Origin of the sequence: Thalassovita mediterranea (assembly GCF_001458435.1) — a bacterium.
Lineage (GTDB): Bacteria > Pseudomonadota > Alphaproteobacteria > Rhodobacterales > Rhodobacteraceae > Thalassobius > Thalassobius mediterraneus.
Map to the genome: position 1 here is coordinate 225,577 of NZ_CYSF01000012.1, position 20,393 is coordinate 245,969.

The window sequence follows — 20,393 nt, forward strand, 5'->3', positions numbered from 1 at the left end:
TTCTCAAAGCCCCTTAATCGTTTAGCTTACACGGACATGCAGACGTATTTCATTTCCATGTAGTCTTCCATCCCGTGATGGCTGCCTTCGCGTCCAAGGCCGGATTGCTTGACCCCGCCAAAGGGCGCCATTTCGGTGGAGATGATGCCGGTGTTCACACCAACGATGCCATATTCCAGCGCTTCGGCCACTTTGTAGACGCGGCTCAGATCCTTGGCGTAGAAATAGCTGGCAAGGCCGAAGATCGTGTCGTTGGCCAGCTCGATCACCTCATCCTCATCCTTGAAACGGAACAAGGGTGCCAGCGGGCCGAAGGTTTCATCGGTGGCGAACTGCATGTCCTTAGTGGCGCCGGTCACGATGGTCGGGGGCAGGAAGTAGCCTGCCTCTTGCGTCGCGTCCGTGTCGCCAAGGATCACGGTCGCGCCTTTGGCTTTCGCATCCGCAATATGTTCCTGCACCTTGGCAATCGCTTTGTCGCTGATCAGCGGGCCCAGATCGGTGCCGGCCTCCAGACCGTCGCCCACTTTCATCTGTTCAACGGCGGCCTTCAGCTTGGCGGCGAAGGCGTCATAGACACCGTCCTGCACATAGATGCGGTTGGCGCACACGCAGGTCTGACCGTTGTTGCGGAATTTGCACATGATCGCACCAGCGACCGCTTCATCCAGATCGGCGTCGTCAAAGACGATGAAGGGCGCGTTGCCGCCCAGTTCCATCGAACATTTCATCACCTGATCCGCCGCCTGACGCAGCAGGATACGACCCACGTTGGTCGATCCGGTGAAGGTCAGCTTGCGCACCGCGTGGTTTTCGCAGAACTCTTGCCCCGTGCCTGCGGCATCTGTGGTCGGCAGGATCGACAGCACGCCTTTGGGGATGCCTGCACGGTCGGCCAGCACACCCAGCGCCAGCGCGGATAGCGGGGTCAGTTCCGAAGGACGCGCTACAAAGGCACAGCCCGCTGCCAGCGCCGGACCGGCCTTGCGGGTGATCATCGCATTGGGGAAGTTCCATGGGGTGATCGAGGCGGCAACGCCGATGGGCTGTTTCATCACCATGATACGCTTGTCACGCTGGTGGCCGGGGATCGTCTCGCCGTAAACGCGCTTGGCCTCTTCGGCAAAGAATTCGATGAAGGAGGCCCCATAGGCGATTTCGCCTTTCGCCTCTGCCAAAGGCTTGCCCTGTTCGGCGGTCAGGATGGTGCCCAGATCGTCCTGATGTTCCATCATCAGATCGAACCAACGGCGCAGCACGGCTGCGCGTTCCTTGCCGGTCCAGCTGGCCCACTCTTTCTGCGCGGCTTCGGCCTTGGCAATCGCCTCGGTCACCTGCGCGCGGCTGGGATCGGCAACAGTGGCGATGATATCGCCGCGGGCAGGGTTCGTCACCTCGTAGGTGGCGCCAGTGTCACTGTCGACCCACTCGCCCGCGATATAGGCTTGGGTCGCCAGCAGCTCTGGATCTTTTAGCAGCGATTTCAGATCGGTGGTTGTCTGTGTCATTGGTGGCTCCTCCCAACGTATGCTTGCGATATCTCTGGCATAGGTGGACCATCTGGCGATAGGATTGTCCAGAAAAAGTGATCAAATTCTGGGAGGCCTTGATGAAACCCGCCATGGAACTGGATGAAGCCTACGCAAATATGCAGTTTATCGAAAACGGCGCTGAATACCCGCAGCGCTGGGCACAGGCCGCAGCCGCGTTTCGTGAAGGCATGATGCAAAGCGGTCAGGTTGAACTGGACCTGCCCTATGGGGAGGGCGCGCGCCATCGTTTCGATCTATACAAACCCGAGGGCACCCCAAAGGGCCTGCTGGTTTTTGTGCATGGTGGCTATTGGTTGTTCTTTGACAAATCCAGCTGGTCCCATTGCGCACAGGGCGCGTTAGAGGCGGGGTGGGCGGTGGCGATGCCGTCTTATGACCTGTGCCCCGATGTGTCGATTGCCGAGATTACACACCAGATTGCCCGCATGATCCCCGTGGCAGCGGAAATGATTGATGGACCGATCCATCTGGCCGGTCATTCTGCAGGCGGGCATCTGGTGGCGCGTATGTCGGTGCCTGGTCTGTTGCCTGACGCTGTGGCAGCGCGGATCAAACGGGTGATGCCAATTTCGCCGGTGTCAGACCTGCGACCTTTGTTGAAAACCTCGATGAACGAGAAGTTCAAGATGGACGAAGCAGACGCGCGCGCCGAAAGTCCCGTGTTGCAACAACCGCTGTCCCATATCGATGTCACCGTTTGGGTCGGGGCGGAGGAGCGTCCGGCGTTTCTGGAACAGGCTACTGCCTTGGCCGAGGCATGGGGGTGCGAGTGTGTGATTGACGCGGGTCGTCACCATTTCGATGTAATTGATCCATTGGCGGATCGGGATGGGCGGATACTGGCGCGGCTGTTGGGTTAAGGTCTTAGCCGTGCCGTTCGGCCCACGTCGGCTGGGCGTCATTTGGCTGTGCGGTTGCATGATAGATCGCGCGGGCAATGGCGCGGGCCATCACAGTGGCCGCTGCGTGGCCGAGGTAGAGAGTATCTGCAATCGGGTCGCCCAGTGGTTTTTCGGATGTGGCTGCGGCGAAGATTAGGTCCCCGTCCATCGGCGTATGGGAGGGATACAGCGCGCGGGCGTAACCGTCATGGGCCGCAGTGGCGAGGCGTGTGCATTGCGCCTGTGTCAGCGCGGCATCTGTGGCGATGATGCCGATGGTGGTGTTGGCGTGCGCCGCCAGTTTGGTTGGCGGCACATGGGTGTCGCTATAGCTTTGCGCCACGCCTTTGCCGCCGAACTCAGCATTCTGTTCAAACGGCGCGGCCCAGAACGCGGGGCCGTCGCCTACCACGGCAGATCCCAGCGCGTTCACCGCCACCAGCGCGCCAACCGTGTGGCCTGAGGGCAGGGTGATGGATGCAGAGCCAAGCCCGCCCTTCAGGTTCGCCGTGGTCGCGCCGGTGCCCGCGCCGGTGGATCCGAGGGCGAAATCTGTATCTGCATTTGCCAGCGCCGCAGCGCCCAGCCGTTTATAGGGGTTTTCAGACCAGTTCTTGTCGCCGCCATTGATCAGGTCGAACAGGATTGCGCCGGGCACAATCGGCACCAGTTGATCGCCCACCTTGAAGCCGCGCCCCTGTGCGCGCAGCCCATCGGCAACGCCAGACGCCGCATCCAGACCAAAGGCCGATCCGCCAGACAGCACCAGCGCGTCCACCTGTTCCACCGTTTTGTCCGGCGCCAACAGGTCTGTTTCCCGCGTCCCCGGCGCGCCGCCCATCACATGCACACCGCAGGTAAACGGCTGATCCGCCAGCAGAACTGTCGCGCCAGTCTTGATCGTCTGATCGTCGGCATTGCCGACGCGCAGGCCCGCGACATCGGTGATCAGATTTCGGGCACCAACTTCGGTACTGGGCTGTGCGGAAATGGTCATTGTGTATTTTTCCCTGAAAAGGTCGCAAAAACATCTTGCCTGAATTCTCAGGATCGGCAAGTTGGGGCTTATACGGGTCAGGCCCTTCGGGCTGGGCGATGGCGTCGCCGCATTGCTGCACAACGGATGCAATAGCAATGGGACCCCGTTCAAACCGTCCTGAACGCCGGGACCTTTCTTTTGATTAAGGAGGGTCAACAAATGACATCTCGTCCTGAATTCTATCGTTTCCACAATGGCGAAAAGGCTGCGCTGCAGTTTGCAGATGCCGAATATGCCAACCGCGTTGCCGGCCTGCGCAAGATCCTTGTCGACACCGGTGTGGATGCGGCGGTGTTTTCGTCGATGCACAACATCTCTTATTATTCTGGCTTCACCTATTGCGCCTTTGGCCGCCCCTATGCGCTGGTGGTGACAGCGACAGAATGTGTCACTATTTCAGCCGGAATCGATGCAGGCCAGCCGTGGCGACGGTGTTATGGCGACAACATCACCTACACCGACTGGCAGCGCGACAACTATTGGCGCGCGATCCTGTCCGTCACCGGCGCGGGCAAGGTCATCGGCTATGAAAGCGATCACCTAAGCCTGTTGCAGAAATCCAAACTGGACAGCTTCCTGTCGCCCGCCGCGACCAAGGATCTGTATGAGCCGACCATGCGCCAGCGTATGCACAAATCCGCGGCCGAGCTGGAAATGATCCGCGCAGGTGCTGCGGTGGCTGATGTGGGCGGTTATGCGATCCGCGATGCGGTGAAAGAGGGCGCGCGCGAAATTGACGTGGCGATGGCCGGTCGTGACGCGATGGAGCTGGAGATCGCTAAACGCTTCCCCGATGCGGAATACCGCGACACCTGGGTGTGGTTCCAATCCGGTATCAACACCGACGGCGCCCACAACCCTGTCACCGCACGGCGGTTGCAGCGTGGCGATATCCTGTCGCTGAACACCTTCCCGATGATCTCGGGCTATTACACCGCCCTGGAACGTACCATGTTTGTGGGTGAGGTTGATGACGCTTCCCTCAAGTATTGGGAGGCGAATGTGGGCGCGCATGAGCTGGGGATTTCGCTGCTGAAACCCGGCGCCAGCTGCGCCGAGGTGACCCATCAGATCAACGAATTCTTCGCTGAACGTGACATGCTGCAATACCGTACGTTTGGGTATGGTCATTCCTTCGGGGTGCTGTCGCATTACTATGGTCGTGAGGCCGGTCTGGAACTGCGCGAAGATATTGACACCGTGCTGGAACCGGGCATGGTCATTTCGATGGAGCCGATGCTGACCATCGCAGACGGCCAACCGGGCGCGGGGGGCTATCGCGAACATGACATCCTGATCATCACCGAGGATGGCAATGAAAACATCACCGGCTATCCCTATGGGCCGGACTTTAACGTGGTTGGGTGATTGGCCCCATACCATGAAACGAGAGAGGGAGGGCGCATTGCCCTCCCTCTTTGCGTTCGGCCCCCTCTGATCACCCCTTCAGGCGCGGGGTGATGTCGATGTTGCCGCGGGTGGCGTTGGAATAGGGGCAGACCTGATGCGCGGTTTCGATCAGCGCCTCTGCCTGTGCGGGATCCATCCCGGGCAGGGAAACGTCGATCGCCACATCCAGACCAAAACCACCGCCAACGCGCGGGCCGATGGCAACGGCAACATCCGCGGTGGCATCCGCAGGCACGGCGATTTTTTGTTCGCCGGCCACATGTTTCAGCGCCGACAGGAAGCAGGCCGCATAGCCTGCCGCAAACAGCTGTTCGGGGTTCATGCCATTGCCGTTGCCGCCAAATTCCTTGGGCGGGGCCAGGCCGAAGGTTGCGTCAGAATCAGCAAAGCTGGCGGTGCCATCACGGCCCCCGGTTGCGGTTGCGGCTGTTTTGTAGATTACGCTCTCAAGCATTGTCATGTCCTTTCGGTCTCGCAGGTACTCAATTTGTTATCGAGCAATTAAATCGTGTGCGATATAAGTGTCGGCATCATCTCGCACTGTCAACCCTTGCGATTTAATCGTGTGCGATTTAATTGGGTAAGCATGACACAGACCGCACCCTTCACCACCCTCGACCAGCAACTTTGCTTTGAGGTCTATGCCGCCTCTCATGCGTTTACCAAGTTCTACAAACCCCTCTTGGATCCGCTGGGGCTGACCTATCCGCAGTATTTGGTGATGCTGCTGCTCTGGGAACGCGATGACCGCGCGGTTGGCGATCTGGGGCAGGCTCTGTCACTGGAAAGCTCAACCTTGACGCCGCTGCTCAAACGGATGGAGGCATCGGGCCAGATCACCCGCCAGCGCGACCCCGAGGATGAGCGCCGCGTCCGCATCCGCCTGACCGACGCAGGCCGCGCTCTTCAGGATCAGGCCGCCACGATCCCCGCCTGTCTGGGGGAGGCTGCGGCAATGCCCGCGTCAGAGGTGACTGAGTTGCGCGAAGAAGTGCGGCGTCTACGTTTGCGATTGGAAGCGGCGCTGGCGGGGTGATTGCGGTAGGCTTTGATTCATCGATCAGCTCGCATAGATTGTATGGTGAAAGTGAATGGCCATGAATTTAAACATTTTTCGAAAGCGGACACCTCTTCGCGTGCGCAGCGTTAAAGAGTTGGACCCGAAATTCAAACCGCGTTGGGTGAAAATTGAGCTGGGTCTCTTAGCTGCTATGGCAGGCGCCTGTGGTTGTGTTGTGGTTGCTGCGATCTTGCAAATTGGTTGGTTGGCGATGATTGCTTTCTATGGCCTTCCGACTCTGTTTGCTGCCGTTTTCGCGGTGAAATACGGCACAGTTGGTTTGGGTTTCATCGGGGTTTGGTTCCCGATTTTGGCTTTAAAGGCCGCGCAATTGGAGCGTTGGTTGGAACTGGATCTGGATTGGAAGCGATGAGGAATGGAACTGCAGGCATCGTCGTAGAGAGCCCAAAAAGTCACATCTGCACAGATGGTTGTCGTAGTGCTGCAATCCACACAACCTCATTCCTAATATGCTAACCGTTGCGTCGCAGCGCTGACCTGTTCTTGAAACTTCGGCCCAAATCCCCCAACTGTGTCTGTAGATTTTAGGCGCCTGCTGGCGTAGCAAGGCGTAGAGCGGATTTCAGAAAGGGGCCGTCATGGGCTATGTGAAATGGGCATTTCGGATTGTGGTGCTGACCCTTGTGGTCGGATTTTTCCACTACACCCTGCCGCAGCATGACATTGTGCGGGTGACCGGCACCTATGAAGAGCGGATTGATTTCGGCAACAACTCCCTCTTCTGGTCTAGTGCCGGTAGCGGCAATGCGGCATCGCCAGTGAACCGTGATGTGTTCTTTATCCAGACCAAATCGCCCGAAGATGAGGTGATGGTCTACCGTAATGAGGACACCGGCTGGGGCTGGCCGCCGTATTTCAAGTTCGACACGTCGAACCTGCAGGCCGAGGTGGGCGATATGGAATCCACCGTCGAGGCGCCGAAATGGGTGGTGATCACCCATTATGGTTGGCGCAATGAGCTGTTTTCGATCTATCCCAACGCGGTGGATGTGCGCCCTGCAACGGGTCCGGATGAACAGATCATTCCTTGGTTCAATATCGTTTTCCTGACCTTCATGGCGGCGCTGTTCTGGGGGCTGTACGTGCGTTGGCGGCGTTTCCGCGAGGCGCGGATTGATCCGGTGCTGGAGGATATCGAGGATGGCTATGATGCCGCCTCTGACGCGATTGCCGATCGCGGTAGCCGTATGGGCCGCTGGCTTAAAGGTTTGCGTGGCAAGTAAGTCCGGCTTGGTGCTGGTTGCAGCGCTGGATTTGGGATGTTTTGGGAACGGTGAAGGGCGCGGTGTGGCGCCCTTTTTCATGCGCCGGTGTTTGCGGCGATCGCGGCGGCGATGCGCGCGACGCCTTCGGTGATGCGATCGGACGGGATCGAGGAATAGGCCAGCCGGTAATGATTGCGCGGGGCTTGCGCGCCGCTGAAAAACCGATTCCCGCTTTCGATCAACACGCCGTCGTGCAGGAGGTGCTGGCGCACCTGTTCCATATCCGCGCCTTCTGGCGCCTGCATCCAGAAGCTGGAGCCGCCGAAGCTACCGCTGCCTGCAATGCTCAGCCCATGATCCAGCAGCGCAGCCTGCATCACCGCGCGGCGTTCGGCCAGTAGTCGCGACATCCGCTTGATCTGCGCATCATAATGGCCAAGGCGCAGGAAATAGGCTGCTGTGCGCTGGATATGTCCCGGCGGGTGGCGCAGCACCGTGGCGCGCAGGGCGCGGGCCTGCCGGATAAACGGTTCGGGACCCACCAGATAGCCGAGGCGCAGCCCGGGAAACAGCACCTTGGAAAAGCTGCCGACGTAAATCACCCGCCCATCGCCATCCAGACTTTTGAGGGCGGGCAGGGCAGGGGTGAGGAAGGACATTTCAAATTCATAATCATCCTCCACCACCAAGGCGCCACGGTCGCGGGCAGCTGCCAGTAACGCCTTGCGCCGTGCGACGGGCATTGTCGCCGAGGTTGGGCATTGATGCGACGGTGTGGTGAATATGACGTTGCATTGATCCGGCAGCGCCTCGGGCGGCAGGCCGTCTGCGTCCACATCCACGGGCGTGACGTGACAGCCGATCTGCGCCAGCGTGTCCTTCAGCGGCGGGTAGCCGGGGTTTTCCACCACCGCGCGGCGGTTGCCGTCCAGCAGCACCTGCGCTGCCAGCCACAGCGCGTTCTGGGCGCCCATTGTAATCAGCACCTCCTGCGGGCGGGCGCTGATACCGCGGCGGGGCAGGCTGTGGCGCAGGATAAATTCGATCAGTTCGGGATCGTCCTGATCGTAGTAATCGGTGGTCAGCGCGGTGAAATCCTTCTGCCCCAGCGCCTGTAACGCACACAGCCGCCAATGGGCGTGATCAAAAAGCGTCGGATCCGCTTGTCCGTAGACAAAGGGGAAGCGGTAGCGCGCCCAATCTGAAGGGCGTCCAGGCACGACAGAGGAGGTCAGTTGCTTTGGCAATGCCGCGTCCCAATCGACCGTTGACGCGCCCTCGGGCGGGGTGGGGTCTGGCAGCGGTTCGGGGGCATTGTCGCTGACATAGTAGCCGGAACGGTCGCGCGATTGCAGATAGTCGCTGACCTGCAACTCGGTATAGGCCAAGGTCACAGTCAGGCGGCTGACGCCAAGGTGTGTCGCCAGTTTGCGCGACGATGGCAGTTTCTCCCCTCGCCGCAGACGGCCCGACAGGATCGCACTGGCGATCATCTGCTGGATCTGTGCCTGCAGCGTGCCCTGTGCATTCGGGGTGAGGAAGAAGGTTTCGACGGGAACAGCCATGGGGGCAGATTAGGCTGGACCTAAGATGGCTGCAATCTGGATATATATGAGGGCCTTGTGCTTCTTTATTAAAACTATAAAACTAGTTTTATAGAATCAATTGGGATATGACCGATGGAACTGGAAGTGGCCGCAGGCGGCTTTGGCGCAATGGGATCAGAGGCACGGTTGGACGTGCTGCGCATCCTGATCCGCGCCGGTGCTGCAGGATTGAGTGTAAGTGAGATACAAGAGAGGTCGGGCATTGCCCCCTCAACGCTGGCGCATCATCTGAAGTTTCTGGCCGCGGGCAATGTCGTCCTGCAAGAACGTCAGGGGCGCAGCACGATCACACGGGCGAACTTTGATCACCTGCGACTGCTGGCAGATTACATCCTGTGCGAATGCTGCGCCGATGCCCCACAGGAGGTGGCGAACGATGACTGATATTTCCCAATCCCCGCGTAATTGGTCCACTGGGCTAAGCTATCTGAAAACCCCATGGTCCTTGGTGATCCTGCTGCTGGCACTGGTGGCGCTGTTGGATCCGGCGAACCTGCGCGACGTGACCGAATTTGCCATCGCGGCTCTGCTCAGCACTGCACGCTACATCGTGTTGGCGGTGTTTCTGCTGGCCTATCTGAAGGCCACGGGGGCAGAGGTGATGGTGGCCCGCGCATTTGAGGGGCGGGAAAGCCGGATGATCCTCTTGGCCGCGCTGTTTGGTGGGCTGGCGCCGTTCTGCTCCTGTGAGGTGATCCCGTTTATCGCCGGTCTGTTGGCGCTTGGCGCCCCCTTGCCTGCGGTGATGGCGTTCTGGTTGTCCTCGCCCCTGATCGATCCGCCGACGCTGTTGATCACTGCCGGTGCGCTTGGCTGGCCTTTTGCGATTGGTAAGGCTGTGGCGGCTGTATCCCTCGGGCTGTTTGGTGGCTTTGCCCTGCGTGGGTTGATGCGTTTGGGTGCGTTCCAATCGCCATTGAAAAAGCAACAGTCGTCGGGTTGCGGCAGCTGCTGCAGTGCGCCCAAGATGGGCGGCAAACCGCAGTGGAAATTCTGGCAAGAGGCAGAACGTCGTCAGACATTCGGGCGCGAATTCCGTGGCAATGCGCTGTTCTTGCTGAAATGGCTGGCACTGGCCTATGTGTTGGAGGCGTTGCTGGTGCACTATGTGCCCGCCGATCTGATCGCCACGCTGGTGGGGGGCACCGGTGTGCTGCCGATCATCACCGCTGCCTTTGTCGGGATGCCTGCCTACCTCAACAGCTATGTCGCGCCGCCGCTTTTGGCTGGGCTGATGGATCAAGGGATGAGTGCGGGGGCCGCGATGTCGTTCATGATCGCGGGCGCGGTCAGTTCGATCCCTGCGATGGCCGCGGTGTGGTCGCTGGTGAAACCGCAGGTCTTTGCTGCCTATCTGGGGCTGGGGATCAGTGGCGCGATCCTGTCGGGTATTCTGTTTCAGATGCTCTAACGAAAAGAGGGGGCCGCGCGGCCCCCTTTTGTCATCCAACGGCTATAATGACACCGGCCAATGCGGTGCCGCCGCCAAGGATGCGTAGGGGCAGTTGGAACCGTTGCAGGCTGGCCCCGATCAGGGTGCCAAAGGCGTGCAGAACAATCGTCGCCATCAGGAAGCCCGCGCCATAAGGCAGCGCCTCTGCCGCGCCCAGTTCCGACCCGTGGGCGTGACCGTGAAACAGGGCAAAGCCCGCCACCGTCAACATCGCCCAATGGGTTTGCGGCTGCACCGCCAGTGCCACCAACAGGCCCAGAATGACCGACGACGCTAGGATCACTGGCTCCACCACTGGCAGCGGTACACCGGCGAGGGATGCAAGGAAGCCTGCCAGCATGGCCGACACAAACCCCAATGGCACCGACCAGATCGCCCAGCCGCCGATTTGCGCGGCCCACAGGCCAACGACGATCATCGCCAGCACGTGATCAAGGCCAAACAGAGGATGGGTAAAACCCGCCGCGATCGAGCCATGTTCGGCGGGGTCCATATGGGCAAAAGCGGGGGAGGCCAGCAGCAGCGCGGCCAGAAGAGTGAGATATTTCATCATCGGATCCTTAGTTAGGTCATCCGGCACCCCGAAATGGGTCGTGCCTGTACGTGATCTAAGACCACGCCCTGCGCGAAAGCGCAAGGCGGAGGTGTTGGCTGGGTAGATTGCCCAGCCCAGATGCTTAATCGCGCGGCTTTTCCAGCTGCCAGTTCAGATGCGCCTGCACCATTGGCCATTCATGCGACAGGATGGAATAGACCGCCGTATCTCGCAGGCTGCCGTCCGCCATACGGGTATGGCTGCGTAACACGCCATCCAGTTTTGCGCCCAGCCGCTCAATCGCACGGCGGCTTTGATGGTTCATGAAGTGGGTGCGAAACTCTACCGCGACACACTCAAGATCATCGAAAGCATGCGACAGCAGCAGGCGCTTGGCCTCTGTGTTCAGCGAGCTGCGCTGCACCTCTGGCGCGTACCAGGTGGAGCCAATCTCAACCCGTTTGGTGGCGGCGTCGATATTCATGTAGGTGGTCATGCCCACCGCACGACCCGTCGGCAGCAACACGGTGAAGGGCAGCATCGACCCCGCCTCTTGCAAGCCAAGACGGCGGGCAATTTCTGCCTCCATCCCATCGGCCGAGGGCACGCTAGTGTACCACAGTTTATGCATGTCGCCGCTGGCACTGGCGGCCTGTAGGTCCGCCAGATGGTCAAACGACAAAGGGGCCAGCGTTACATGCTGGCCCGTCAGTTCAATTGTTGCTGGCCACATCAGCCGAAAACCTCGCTCAGTGCTTTGTCGACCGTATCAGTGATCAGATCGACATCCTCTGGCGTTACGATCAGTGAGGGAGAGAAGCACAACACGTTGTTGCGCCCGGGCACTGATCGGTTGGATGCACCGATGATGACCCCCATCGCGCCACAGGCTGCGACGACCGCGCCAACCTGCGCCTCTTCCACCGGTTCCTTGGTATCGCGATCCTTGACCAGTTCGGCGCCCAGAAACAGACCCTTGCCGCGCACGTCGCCGATAACGGCGTGCTTCTCTTTCAGCGCCTCAAGATTAGCGAAGAAGCGTTCGCCCATCTTTTCGCAGTTTTCCAACAGGCCCTCATCTTCGATGATGCGCATGTTTTCCAGTGCCGCCGCCGGACCGCTGGCACAGCCGCCAAAGGTCGAGATGTCGCGGAAATGGTCCAGCTTGTCCGAAGGATCGGATTTGAAGCAGTCAAAGACTTCTTCGGTCGCCACCATACAGGCAATCGCCGCATAACCCGATGCCACGCCTTTGGCCATGGTCACAAAATCCGGTTTGATGCCGTATTGCTGATAGCCAAACCACGTGCCGGTGCGCCCGATGCCGCAGACCACCTCATCAATGTGCAGGAGGATATCGTATTTCTTGCAAATCTCTTGCACGCGGGGCCAGTAGCCGGGGGGCGGGGTAATGACGCCGCCGCCTGCGGTCACAGGTTCCAGACACAAGAGGCCGATGGTGTCCGCACCTTCGCGCAGGATCACATCCTCAATCAGGTTGGCGGCGGCGATGCCGAACTCTTCGCCTTCCAGATGGCCGAGGCCCAGTTCGTCTTTGCGGTATTCCATGCAGTGGGGCACGCGAACAAAACCGGGGGCAAAGGGACCGTATTGCAGGTTGCGTTCATCCTGACCGCCCGCCGACATCGTGGCCAATGTGCCGCCGTGATAGTCGCGGTCGCGGTAAAGAATCTTGTTCTTTTTGCCGCCGTATTTCTTATGCGAAATCTGGCGCACCATTTTGAAGACTTTCTCATTCGCCTCCGAGCCAGAGTTACAATAATAAACGCGGCTCATCCCCGGCATTTTGGAGATCAGTTTTTCAGCGTATTTCGAGCCGGGGATCGACCCCGCGGCCTGCGCGAAATAGCACATCTTGACCAGCTGTTCCTGCACCGCCTGTGCAATGCTCTCGCGGCCATAGCCTACATTCACCGTCCACACTGCGCCGGACACGGCATCAAGGTATTCCTTGCCGTTTTGGTCCCAGACACGCATGCCCTTGCCTTCGATGATGATGCGCGGTTCCGCCTCTTCGAAAGGTTTGTGCTGGGTCAGGTGGTGCCAGACGTGGGCGCGGTCGGCGTCGACGACTGCCTGAATATCGTTGTCACGGGTGCCGTCCATTGGGCTGTCCTTTCGCAATGTCATGGGGGTGCGCGACACATGTCCGCAGCATATGCATATTGAAGGCTGAATTTAGGAAATGGCGTAGGTCCAGATGCGGGTCTATGATAGGTCCAGAATGCCCCCCGCAGATGATCGCCCGAATTTATTGGCTATTCTGTGTTCAATAGGACGGCTTCAACACGGCGGTTTTCTTCGCGGCCCTCGTTGGTCAGATTGCTGGCGCGTGGAGCCAGATAGCCCATTCCTTCGGCGTCGAGCTGTTCTGCGTTAACGCCAAGCGTGCTGATCAGCCGATCACGTACGGATGCCGCACGACGGCGGGATAGTGCAATGTTTCGATCCAGCGCCCCCACCGCATCGGTGTGGCCCACCAGCGCAACACGGCGGTTTGCATCCGCATTCAGGTAACGCGCCAGAGCGGCCAGGCTGGCAAAATCAGCCGCGCCCAGATCTGCAGAACCGGTTTCAAAGGTTAGATCGCCCAGCACCACATGGCCGCGGTCCTGCAAGGTATCGATCAGGTCGTCGCCGAACGGCGCTGTATTCAGACGACTGACCGCAGACAGTTGAGGGCCTTCATTGGCCGCAGCATTGGTGCTTAGGTTCGTGGTTTCGTTCTGTTCTGGTGTTACGCGGATCAGCTGGATAAATCCGGCATTGGCTGAGCGCGAGACAAAGAGACTCAGGTGGTCTTCGTCCCCTTGTCGCAGCGATATGAAGTGGAAATCTCCCAGATCCACATGCATTGCCGGGGCTGCAAACACTTCGGTTTCGAACCGGAAATCAAACCCGCCGCAGGCCTGAGTGGCACAACGGAACAGCACCTCATATCCCAGTTCAGTCAACTGCTGTTCCAACGGTGTCAGGACCTGCAACGCGGTTAGCCCCTGCGAACCCACCCGCCAGCTGCTGCGCTGCACCTGTCCGGTCAGGTTCTTCACCGGCAGGGCGCCATCACGGTAGGCCCCAATGGGCAGCGCATAGGCGTCCAGGGCACTGACCTCATCGCTGAGGACAGTGCTGTTGCCCGGCAAGGTCAGTGACAGCGGCGCAGCGCCAACCATCGAAGGCAGGAGCAAAGCAGCAGCAAGCAAGGCGTTTAGGCGCATTGGGGTGATTATCCGCGGTGTTGAGCGTGGTATTCAGGGTTGGGACGCATATCCAGCGACGAGGCGACCCGGTTCGTCATATTGTAGAAAGCGGCGGTGTTGGCAATGTCCCAGATATCACGATCACTCCAGCCCGCATCGCGCAGGGCCTGACGGTCCGGCTCTTCGATGGTGGCGCTGGCCTTGGTCAATTTGACGGCGAAATCCAGCATTGCGCGCTGGGGTGGTGTGATCTTGGCAACGCGATAGTTCATCACTAGCGCCTCACCCAGCGCAGGATCGCCGGACAGCTCACGCACTGCCGCGCCATGGGCGGTCAGGCAATAGAAACACTTGTTTTCCGACGACACGGTGACCGCGATCATTTCGCGTTCCAGCTTGCTTAGGCCGCTGTCCGCCAACATGATGTTGTTATAGAGCGCCGAGAAGGTGTTCAGCTTTTCGATATCAAAGGCATGCGCTTTCAGCACATTGGGCACCATCCCCAATTTTTCCTGACAGATATCAAAATACTTCTGCGTCTGTTCAGGCAGCGGATCCACCATCGGCAGGTTCAGGGCGGTGGGCATGTCGTCTTGGGTCACGTGTTTCTCCTCCGGAAACGTGTGGTTACAGGTCGTCGCCATGTTTGCGATAATGGTACTGTCCTGCAAGGGTCATTCCTAACCCACGGTAGAGGGCGTTGGCGCCATCGTTCGCCTGCGTGCACAGCACAGACATGTGGCGCGCACCATTGTCACGCGCCCAGAAGGCAGCTAGCCGCATAAGGTATTGCGCCATCCCCTGTCTGCGTTGGGTTGGCACGACCTCTAGGGCATGCACCATTGCGATTTGGTCATGGATCCCGACAAAACCTGCACCAGCAGGGCTGTCATTCAACCGGCCAAGCAAGGCGGTTTTTGCACAATTCGCGCGGCGCATGACGTCGATGCGCGCGGGGCCAATGCCGCCGTTTGCCCAGATGTCGATCTGGATCGCCAATGGTTCCCAGACCTGAAAGGCGGTGACGGGCGGGGGGAATTCGGTTGCGATGTCTTCAATGCCCGCAACCCAAAGGTTCACTGGATCGACGATTTCATAACCACGTTCTGCCAGCATTTTATCCAGCGCGGCATCGCCGTCGCGGATCTGGAACAGGCGGGGTTGATCTAGCGCCTGCATCGCGGCCTCGGCCTCTGCAATATCATCCGTCTTTGGAGTGTCTACAGCCACGGTCGCCGACGCGCGCTGTCCACCGTTTTGTCCATCACGAATGCGCCATGGACCCTGCCGTGTTTCCGTGGCGGCGGGCCATGTGGCATCGGTTACATCGTAAAGCGCCTGTGCGTCGGGCAGGGCATGTGCCGGGGTGGGCGTCATGATTGCATCGCCTCTGCCAGAGCGGTCATCGCCTGATCCAACTGCGCCCCATCCTGACCACGGATCACGATATTGGTGCCGTAAAGGCCGTTCTGGCTGAACGGGTAGGATCCGAATGACAGATCGGGGTAGGCGTCGGCCAGCGCGGTCAGCGGCGCGGCAATGTCGCCTTCACCGCGTTCCACCCGCAGCGATTGGCTCAGCAATGGCGCGCCGCCTGTCAGCGTTGGCAGCACAGAGGCCACCATGGTTTCAAAAATCGTCGGCACGCCCGCCATCACATGCACGTTGTGTAGGGTGAAACCGGGGGCGGTGGAAATCGGGTTGTCGATCAGCGTAGCGCCATCGGGAATACGCGCCATGCGCAACCGTGCCTCGTTCAATTCCTGCCCCTGGCGGTCATAATGTGCCTGTAACAGGGCGCGCGCGTCGTCGCGTACATCAATCGGTGTGTCGAAAGCGGCGGCGATACAGTCGGCGGTGATATCGTCATGAGTCGGCCCAATTCCGCCCGAGGTAAAGACGTGATCATAGGCCGCCGCCAGCGTGCGCGCCGCATCGGTGATCGCCTGCGCGTCGTCCGAGACCATGCGCGCCTCTTTCAGGTCGATGCCGTGTTTGGTCAGTTCCTTGGCAAGGTGGTTCATGTTGCTGTCACGGGTGCGACCGGACAGGATTTCATCCCCGATCACCAGCATGGCGGCTGTTGGGTTTTGCATCCTCGCTCTCCTTCCTTGCGTCTTTACCTGCTACGGTATAGGCGCGTGATATGCGCTTTCAAACCCCTCTTGTCCCCGCCCGGCTGATCCGTCGCTATAAACGCTTCCTTGCGGATGTGATTTTGGACGACGGGCGCGAGGTGACAGCCCATTGCGCCAACCCCGGTTCGATGATGGGGCTGGCGGATGAGGGCATGAAGGTCTGGCTGGAACCCAACGATGATCCTAAGAAAAAGCTGAAGTATGGCTGGCGTTTGGTGGATCACGAAAACGGTCATTTCACTGGCGTCGACACCTCGGTCCCGAACCGCGCGCTCAAGGCCGCGCTGATGGCGGGTGAGGTGCCGGGGCTGGTCGCGCCGCTGGTGCGCCCCGAGGTGAAATATGGCGACAAATCGCGCATCGACTTCCTGCTGTCCGGCGATGGCCCTGATTGCTATGTCGAGGTGAAGTCCGTGACGCTCTGCCGTCAGGCCGGATTGGCGGAATTTCCCGACAGCGTGACCGCCCGTGGCCTGAAACATCTGGGCGAGCTGACCAAGATCGTACAGGGCGGCGAACGTGCGGTGATGCTCTATCTGGTGCAGCGCACGGATTGTGACCGCGTTAGCATTGCCGCTGACATTGACCCCGCCTATGCCGTAGGTCTGCGCGACGCGATGACCGCTGGGGTTGAGGTGATGTGTTTTGACTGCCAGATCAGCCCCGAGGGCATTGATGTGGGCAAGTCGCTGCCTTTTGTTCCTGTTTGAGGGGCCAAACAGCACAGCCTCTGGCATCCGATCCGCAAACGCCTTACATACTGTGGCAAATGTAATCTGCACGAGAAGGTGATCCCGTGAACGACACGCATCAAGGCCGTATCACACGCGACGGCATCCGCATCCACCAGACCTCTGACTTTGCTGGTATGCACAAGGCGGGCGCGGTAACGGCCAAGATCCTTGATGAGATCGCTGAACACGTCTTCCCCGGTCAGACCACCGGCGAATTGGACCGCATCATCGAAGAAAAGGTGAAAGAGGCGGGCACCACCTCGGCCACCATCGGCTACAAGGGCTATCAGCACGCCAGCTGCATTTCGATCAACCATGTGGTCTGCCACGGCATCCCCGGCGACAAGAAGCTGAAGGATGGCGATATCCTGAACATCGACGTCACTGTGATTGCCGATGGTTGGTTCGGTGACAGCAGCCGTATGTATGTGGCCGGCAAACTGAACCGCAAGGCGGAGCGCCTGATCCAAGTAACCCATGATGCGCTGTTCAAGGGAATCGAGGCGGTGAAGCCCGGCAATACCTTTGGCGATATTGGTCATGCGATCCAGGCCTTCGCCGAAGGCCACCGGATGAGCGTTGTGCGCGATTTCTGCGGTCACGGTCTGGGCCGTGTGTTCCACGCGCCGCCGAACGTGTTGCACTATGGCCGCGCGGGCACTGGTCCGGTGCTGGAAGAGGGCATGTTCTTCACCATCGAGCCGATGATCAACCTGGGTCGCCCTGAAACCAAGGTTCTGGCCGATGACTGGACTGCCGTGACCCGCGATAAATCGCTGTCGGCGCAGTTTGAACACTCGATCGGTGTGACCGCAGATGGGTTTGAGATCTTTACCCTGTCGCCGACAGGACGGTTCCACCCGACCTACGGCTAAACACGACACTGGTTGAGATTTGAAAGGGGCCCGCTGGGCCTCTTTTCTATTCTGCACCCGCCCAAATCTGCATCGCCTGTGCGTCAACCATCTGCGGTCTGTGATTGCTCGGCGACACTGCCCGTGCAGTCCCAACCACAAGCGCCGCTGGGGGTTGCGATCTAACCAGCCCCTTATATAAGCGGCCCAAACGTGATTATGGCCTTGCTAGCCAAGGCCGCTACCCTGCGAACAGGACAACATATGCACCCCGGCCACCGCAGCGGTGGCCCGGAACCGGAGGCGAATGATGCTGCTATCCAATTACAAACACGAATGGTTCGGAAACATCCGCGCCGACCTGTTGTCAGGTCTGGTGGTGGCGCTGGCCTTGATCCCCGAGGCGATCGCCTTTTCGATCATCGCGGGCGTGGACCCGAAGGTGGGGCTTTATGCGTCCTTCTCGATCGCGGTGATCACCGCCATTGTGGGTGGTCGCCCCGGCATGATCTCTGCCGCTACGGCCGCAACTGCGGTTCTGATGGTCACACTGGTGAAGGATCACGGGCTGCAGTACCTCTTGGCCGCGACGGTTCTGGCTGGCGTGCTACAGGTGGGCGCCGGTCTGTTGAAGCTGGGATATGTCATGCGGTTTGTTAGCCGGTCAGTGATGACCGGTTTTGTGAATGCGCTGGCGATCCTGATTTTCATGGCGCAGCTGCCGGAGCTGATCGATGTGCCGCAACTGACCTATGTGATGGTCGCCGCTGGTCTGTTGATCATCTACACCTTCCCGCTGCTGACAAAATCCATCCCGTCGCCGCTGGTGTGTATTGTGGTTCTAACTGCTATTTCGCTGTGGTTGGGTCTGGACCTGCGCACCGTCAGCGACATGGGTGAGCTGCCCGATACCCTGCCGATGTTCCTGATCCCGGATATCCCGCTGAACCTTGAAACCCTGATGATCATCCTGCCCTATTCGGCAGCCGTCGCCGCGGTTGGCCTGCTGGAAAGCTTGATGACGCAGAACCTCGTCGATGATCTGACCGACACCACGTCGGACAAGAACCAGGAATGCATCGGTCAGGGCGTCGCCAACATGGCAACCGGTTTCATCGGTGGCATGGCGGGCTGTGCGATGATCGGTCAGTCGATGATTAACGTGAAATCCGGTGGCCGTGGCCGTCTGTCCTGCTTCATCGCCGGTGTGGTGCTGCTGATCCTTGTGGTGTTCCTTGATGATATCGTGGGCCTGATCCCGATGGCCGCGCTGGTGGCGATCATGATCATGGTATCTGTCGGCACCTTCAGCTGGTCGTCGATCACCAACCTGCGTGAACACCCTGCGTCGTCCTCCATCGTGATGGTGGCCACCGTGGTCTTTGTTGTGTTCACCCACAACCTTGCCATCGGCGTTCTGGTCGGCGTTCTGCTGTCGGGCCTGTTCTTTGCGTGGAAGATCGCGCAGCTATTTGCCGTCACCACCGATCTGTCCGAGGATGGCCGCACCCGCACCTACACGATCCATGGCCAGCTGTTCTTTGCCTCGTCCGAGGATTTCATGAAGGCGTTTGATTTCAAGGAAGCGCTGGAAAAGGTCGTGATCGATGTCAGCCGCGCCCACATCTGGGACATTTCGTCGGTTGCTGCGCTGGATATGGCTGTGTTGAAATTCCGCCGTGACGGTGCCGAGGTTGAGATTATCGGAATGAACGAAGCCTCCAAAACCATCGTTGACCGTCTGGGCGAACATGACAAGCCCGGCGCGATGGACAAACTGATGGCCCACTAAGGATGACTGACATGAGCAAGAAAATCTTCGCACTGGTGGATGGCTCTGCCTATTCTGAATCGGTCTGCCATCACATCGCATGGATTGCCGGGCGCATTGGTGCCTCGGTTGATCTTTACCACGTTCTGGGTCGCCGCGATGGCGGGTCCGAGGACCTGAGCGGCAATCTGCGTCTGGGCGCACGGTCCAAGATCATGGGCGAACTGGCAGAACTGGACGCGCAACGCGCCAAGCTGGCACAGGCGCAGGGGCGTGCGATCCTAGAGGACGCGCAGGCGTTGATCGAAAAGGATGGCGTGGCCGAGGTACATCCGCATCTGCGCCTTGGTGACATGGTCGAGACCGTGGAAACCATGGAAGGGGACGCTGATCTGGTGGTCATCGGCAAGCGTGGTGAAAAGGCCGATTTTGCCAAAAAGCACCTTGGCTCCAACCTGGAACGTGTGGCGCGTGCGACCACGAAACCCGTGTTCGTTGCCAACCGTGAATTCCAGCCGATCGAAAAGGTGCTGATCGCCTTTGACGGCGGCACCAGCGCGATGAAGGCGGTGGACTATGTTGCCAAACACCCGCTGTTTGCTGGTCTGGCCTGCACTGTTGTGACCGTTGGCAAACCCTCTGACGCCGTTGCCAAGGGTCTGGAAGACGCCAAGGCCACGCTGGCCGCAGGCGGTCACGCCGCAGAGGTGAAGGTGGTCGAAGGCCAGCCCGAGGTCGCATTGGCCGATCTGATCGAGGCGGATGGTCATGATATGCTGGTCATGGGCGCCTACGGTCATTCGCGCATCCGCGCGATGATCATTGGGTCGACCACTACGGCGATGATCCGCACCTGCAAGGTGCCGGTGCTGCTGATGAAATAAACCGGCGACTATGCTGGGATAGAAAAG

At 59.5% G+C, this 20,393-nt stretch carries 22 protein-coding genes; 11 read left to right on the forward strand and 11 right to left on the reverse strand.

Annotated features, from left to right (window positions below):
* Positions 1–26: 26 nt before the first annotated feature.
* Positions 27–1,508 carry an NAD-dependent succinate-semialdehyde dehydrogenase gene (locus TM5383_RS12250; protein WP_058319319.1) on the reverse strand — a complete coding sequence of 494 codons (1,482 nt, stop codon included), beginning with the start codon at positions 1,506–1,508 and terminating at the stop codon, positions 27–29.
* A 113-nt stretch (positions 1,509–1,621) separates the two neighbouring features.
* Here TM5383_RS12250 and TM5383_RS12255 point away from each other — a divergent pair, with 113 nt between their 5' ends.
* The gene (locus tag TM5383_RS12255; RefSeq protein ID WP_058319460.1) at positions 1,622–2,413 is read left to right on the forward strand and encodes a hormone-sensitive lipase; all 792 of its coding nucleotides are present in this window, start codon (positions 1,622–1,624) and stop codon (positions 2,411–2,413) included.
* A gap of 4 nt (positions 2,414–2,417) precedes the next feature.
* On the opposite strand, the gene TM5383_RS12260 is transcribed toward TM5383_RS12255, so the two are convergent.
* Positions 2,418–3,431 carry a P1 family peptidase gene (locus tag TM5383_RS12260; RefSeq protein WP_058319320.1) on the reverse strand — a complete coding sequence of 338 codons (1,014 nt, stop codon included), beginning with the start codon at positions 3,429–3,431 and terminating at the stop codon, positions 2,418–2,420.
* A gap of 201 nt (positions 3,432–3,632) precedes the next feature.
* Here TM5383_RS12260 and TM5383_RS12265 point away from each other — a divergent pair, with 201 nt between their 5' ends.
* A complete protein-coding gene (locus TM5383_RS12265) occupies positions 3,633–4,841 on the forward strand; it encodes an aminopeptidase P family protein (RefSeq protein ID WP_058319321.1) in 1,209 nt (402 codons plus the stop codon).
* Positions 4,842–4,911: 70 nt separating this feature from the next.
* Here the strand turns inward: TM5383_RS12265 and TM5383_RS12270 are convergent, their stop codons facing one another.
* A complete protein-coding gene (locus TM5383_RS12270) occupies positions 4,912–5,337 on the reverse strand; it encodes an organic hydroperoxide resistance protein (RefSeq protein ID WP_058319322.1) in 426 nt (141 codons plus the stop codon).
* Positions 5,338–5,469: 132 nt separating this feature from the next.
* Here TM5383_RS12270 and TM5383_RS12275 point away from each other — a divergent pair, with 132 nt between their 5' ends.
* From TM5383_RS12275 to TM5383_RS12285, 3 genes are all read left to right on the forward strand, one after another.
* Positions 5,470–5,919, forward strand: coding sequence for a MarR family winged helix-turn-helix transcriptional regulator (locus tag TM5383_RS12275; protein ID WP_058319323.1), 450 nt, complete (start codon positions 5,470–5,472; stop codon positions 5,917–5,919).
* A gap of 55 nt (positions 5,920–5,974) precedes the next feature.
* Positions 5,975–6,316, forward strand: a complete 342-nt coding sequence (locus TM5383_RS12280; RefSeq protein ID WP_143570240.1) for a hypothetical protein — start codon at positions 5,975–5,977, stop codon at positions 6,314–6,316.
* Between the two features lie 226 nt (positions 6,317–6,542).
* Positions 6,543–7,187, forward strand: a complete 645-nt coding sequence (locus TM5383_RS12285; RefSeq protein WP_058319325.1) for a DUF1523 family protein — start codon at positions 6,543–6,545, stop codon at positions 7,185–7,187.
* A 77-nt stretch (positions 7,188–7,264) separates the two neighbouring features.
* Here the strand turns inward: TM5383_RS12285 and pdxR are convergent, their stop codons facing one another.
* Complete coding sequence (pdxR, locus tag TM5383_RS12290; protein WP_058319326.1) at positions 7,265–8,734, reverse strand: MocR-like pyridoxine biosynthesis transcription factor PdxR; 1,470 nt, start codon at positions 8,732–8,734, stop codon at positions 7,265–7,267.
* A gap of 114 nt (positions 8,735–8,848) precedes the next feature.
* Here pdxR and TM5383_RS12295 point away from each other — a divergent pair, with 114 nt between their 5' ends.
* Together TM5383_RS12295 and TM5383_RS12300 are read left to right on the forward strand one after the other, a co-directional pair.
* A complete protein-coding gene (locus TM5383_RS12295) occupies positions 8,849–9,160 on the forward strand; it encodes an ArsR/SmtB family transcription factor (protein WP_058319327.1) in 312 nt (103 codons plus the stop codon).
* Positions 9,153–10,187, forward strand: coding sequence for a permease (locus TM5383_RS12300; RefSeq protein WP_058319328.1), 1,035 nt, complete (start codon positions 9,153–9,155; stop codon positions 10,185–10,187). The genes TM5383_RS12295 and TM5383_RS12300 overlap by 8 nt, the downstream gene beginning before the upstream one ends.
* A 31-nt stretch (positions 10,188–10,218) precedes the next feature.
* On the opposite strand, the gene TM5383_RS12305 is transcribed toward TM5383_RS12300, so the two are convergent.
* The 7 genes from TM5383_RS12305 to TM5383_RS12335 form a co-directional block, all read right to left on the reverse strand.
* On the reverse strand, positions 10,219–10,782 hold the full coding sequence (locus TM5383_RS12305) for a HupE/UreJ family protein (RefSeq protein ID WP_143570239.1): 564 nt from the start codon (positions 10,780–10,782) through the stop codon (positions 10,219–10,221).
* Between the two features lie 124 nt (positions 10,783–10,906).
* The gene (locus TM5383_RS12310) at positions 10,907–11,497 is read right to left on the reverse strand and encodes a GNAT family N-acetyltransferase (protein WP_058319330.1); all 591 of its coding nucleotides are present in this window, start codon (positions 11,495–11,497) and stop codon (positions 10,907–10,909) included.
* A complete protein-coding gene (locus TM5383_RS12315) occupies positions 11,497–12,891 on the reverse strand; it encodes an aminotransferase family protein (RefSeq protein ID WP_058319331.1) in 1,395 nt (464 codons plus the stop codon). Before TM5383_RS12315 ends, TM5383_RS12310 begins: the two co-directional genes overlap by 1 nt.
* A gap of 152 nt (positions 12,892–13,043) precedes the next feature.
* On the reverse strand, positions 13,044–14,003 hold the full coding sequence (locus TM5383_RS12320) for an OmpA family protein (RefSeq protein WP_058319332.1): 960 nt from the start codon (positions 14,001–14,003) through the stop codon (positions 13,044–13,046).
* Between the two features lie 8 nt (positions 14,004–14,011).
* Positions 14,012–14,572 carry a peroxidase-related enzyme gene (locus TM5383_RS12325; protein ID WP_058319461.1) on the reverse strand — a complete coding sequence of 187 codons (561 nt, stop codon included), beginning with the start codon at positions 14,570–14,572 and terminating at the stop codon, positions 14,012–14,014.
* A gap of 40 nt (positions 14,573–14,612) precedes the next feature.
* On the reverse strand, positions 14,613–15,362 hold the full coding sequence (locus TM5383_RS12330) for a GNAT family N-acetyltransferase (RefSeq protein ID WP_058319333.1): 750 nt from the start codon (positions 15,360–15,362) through the stop codon (positions 14,613–14,615).
* The gene (locus TM5383_RS12335; RefSeq protein WP_058319334.1) at positions 15,359–16,081 is read right to left on the reverse strand and encodes a competence/damage-inducible protein A; all 723 of its coding nucleotides are present in this window, start codon (positions 16,079–16,081) and stop codon (positions 15,359–15,361) included. The genes TM5383_RS12330 and TM5383_RS12335 overlap by 4 nt, the downstream gene beginning before the upstream one ends.
* Before the next feature lie 50 nt (positions 16,082–16,131).
* Between TM5383_RS12335 and sfsA the strand changes: the two genes are divergently transcribed.
* From sfsA to TM5383_RS12355, 4 genes are all read left to right on the forward strand, one after another.
* Positions 16,132–16,833 (forward strand): DNA/RNA nuclease SfsA, encoded by a 702-nt coding sequence (gene sfsA, locus TM5383_RS12340; protein WP_058319335.1) that lies wholly within the window; start codon positions 16,132–16,134, stop codon positions 16,831–16,833.
* Between the two features lie 86 nt (positions 16,834–16,919).
* The gene (map, locus tag TM5383_RS12345) at positions 16,920–17,732 is read left to right on the forward strand and encodes a type I methionyl aminopeptidase (RefSeq protein WP_058319336.1); all 813 of its coding nucleotides are present in this window, start codon (positions 16,920–16,922) and stop codon (positions 17,730–17,732) included.
* Positions 17,733–18,018: 286 nt separating this feature from the next.
* Positions 18,019–19,503 (forward strand): SulP family inorganic anion transporter, encoded by a 1,485-nt coding sequence (locus TM5383_RS12350; protein ID WP_058319337.1) that lies wholly within the window; start codon positions 18,019–18,021, stop codon positions 19,501–19,503.
* A gap of 11 nt (positions 19,504–19,514) precedes the next feature.
* Positions 19,515–20,366: a universal stress protein gene (locus TM5383_RS12355; RefSeq protein ID WP_197407402.1), complete on the forward strand. Its 852-nt coding sequence runs from the start codon at positions 19,515–19,517 to the stop codon at positions 20,364–20,366.
* Positions 20,367–20,393 lie beyond the last annotated feature (27 nt).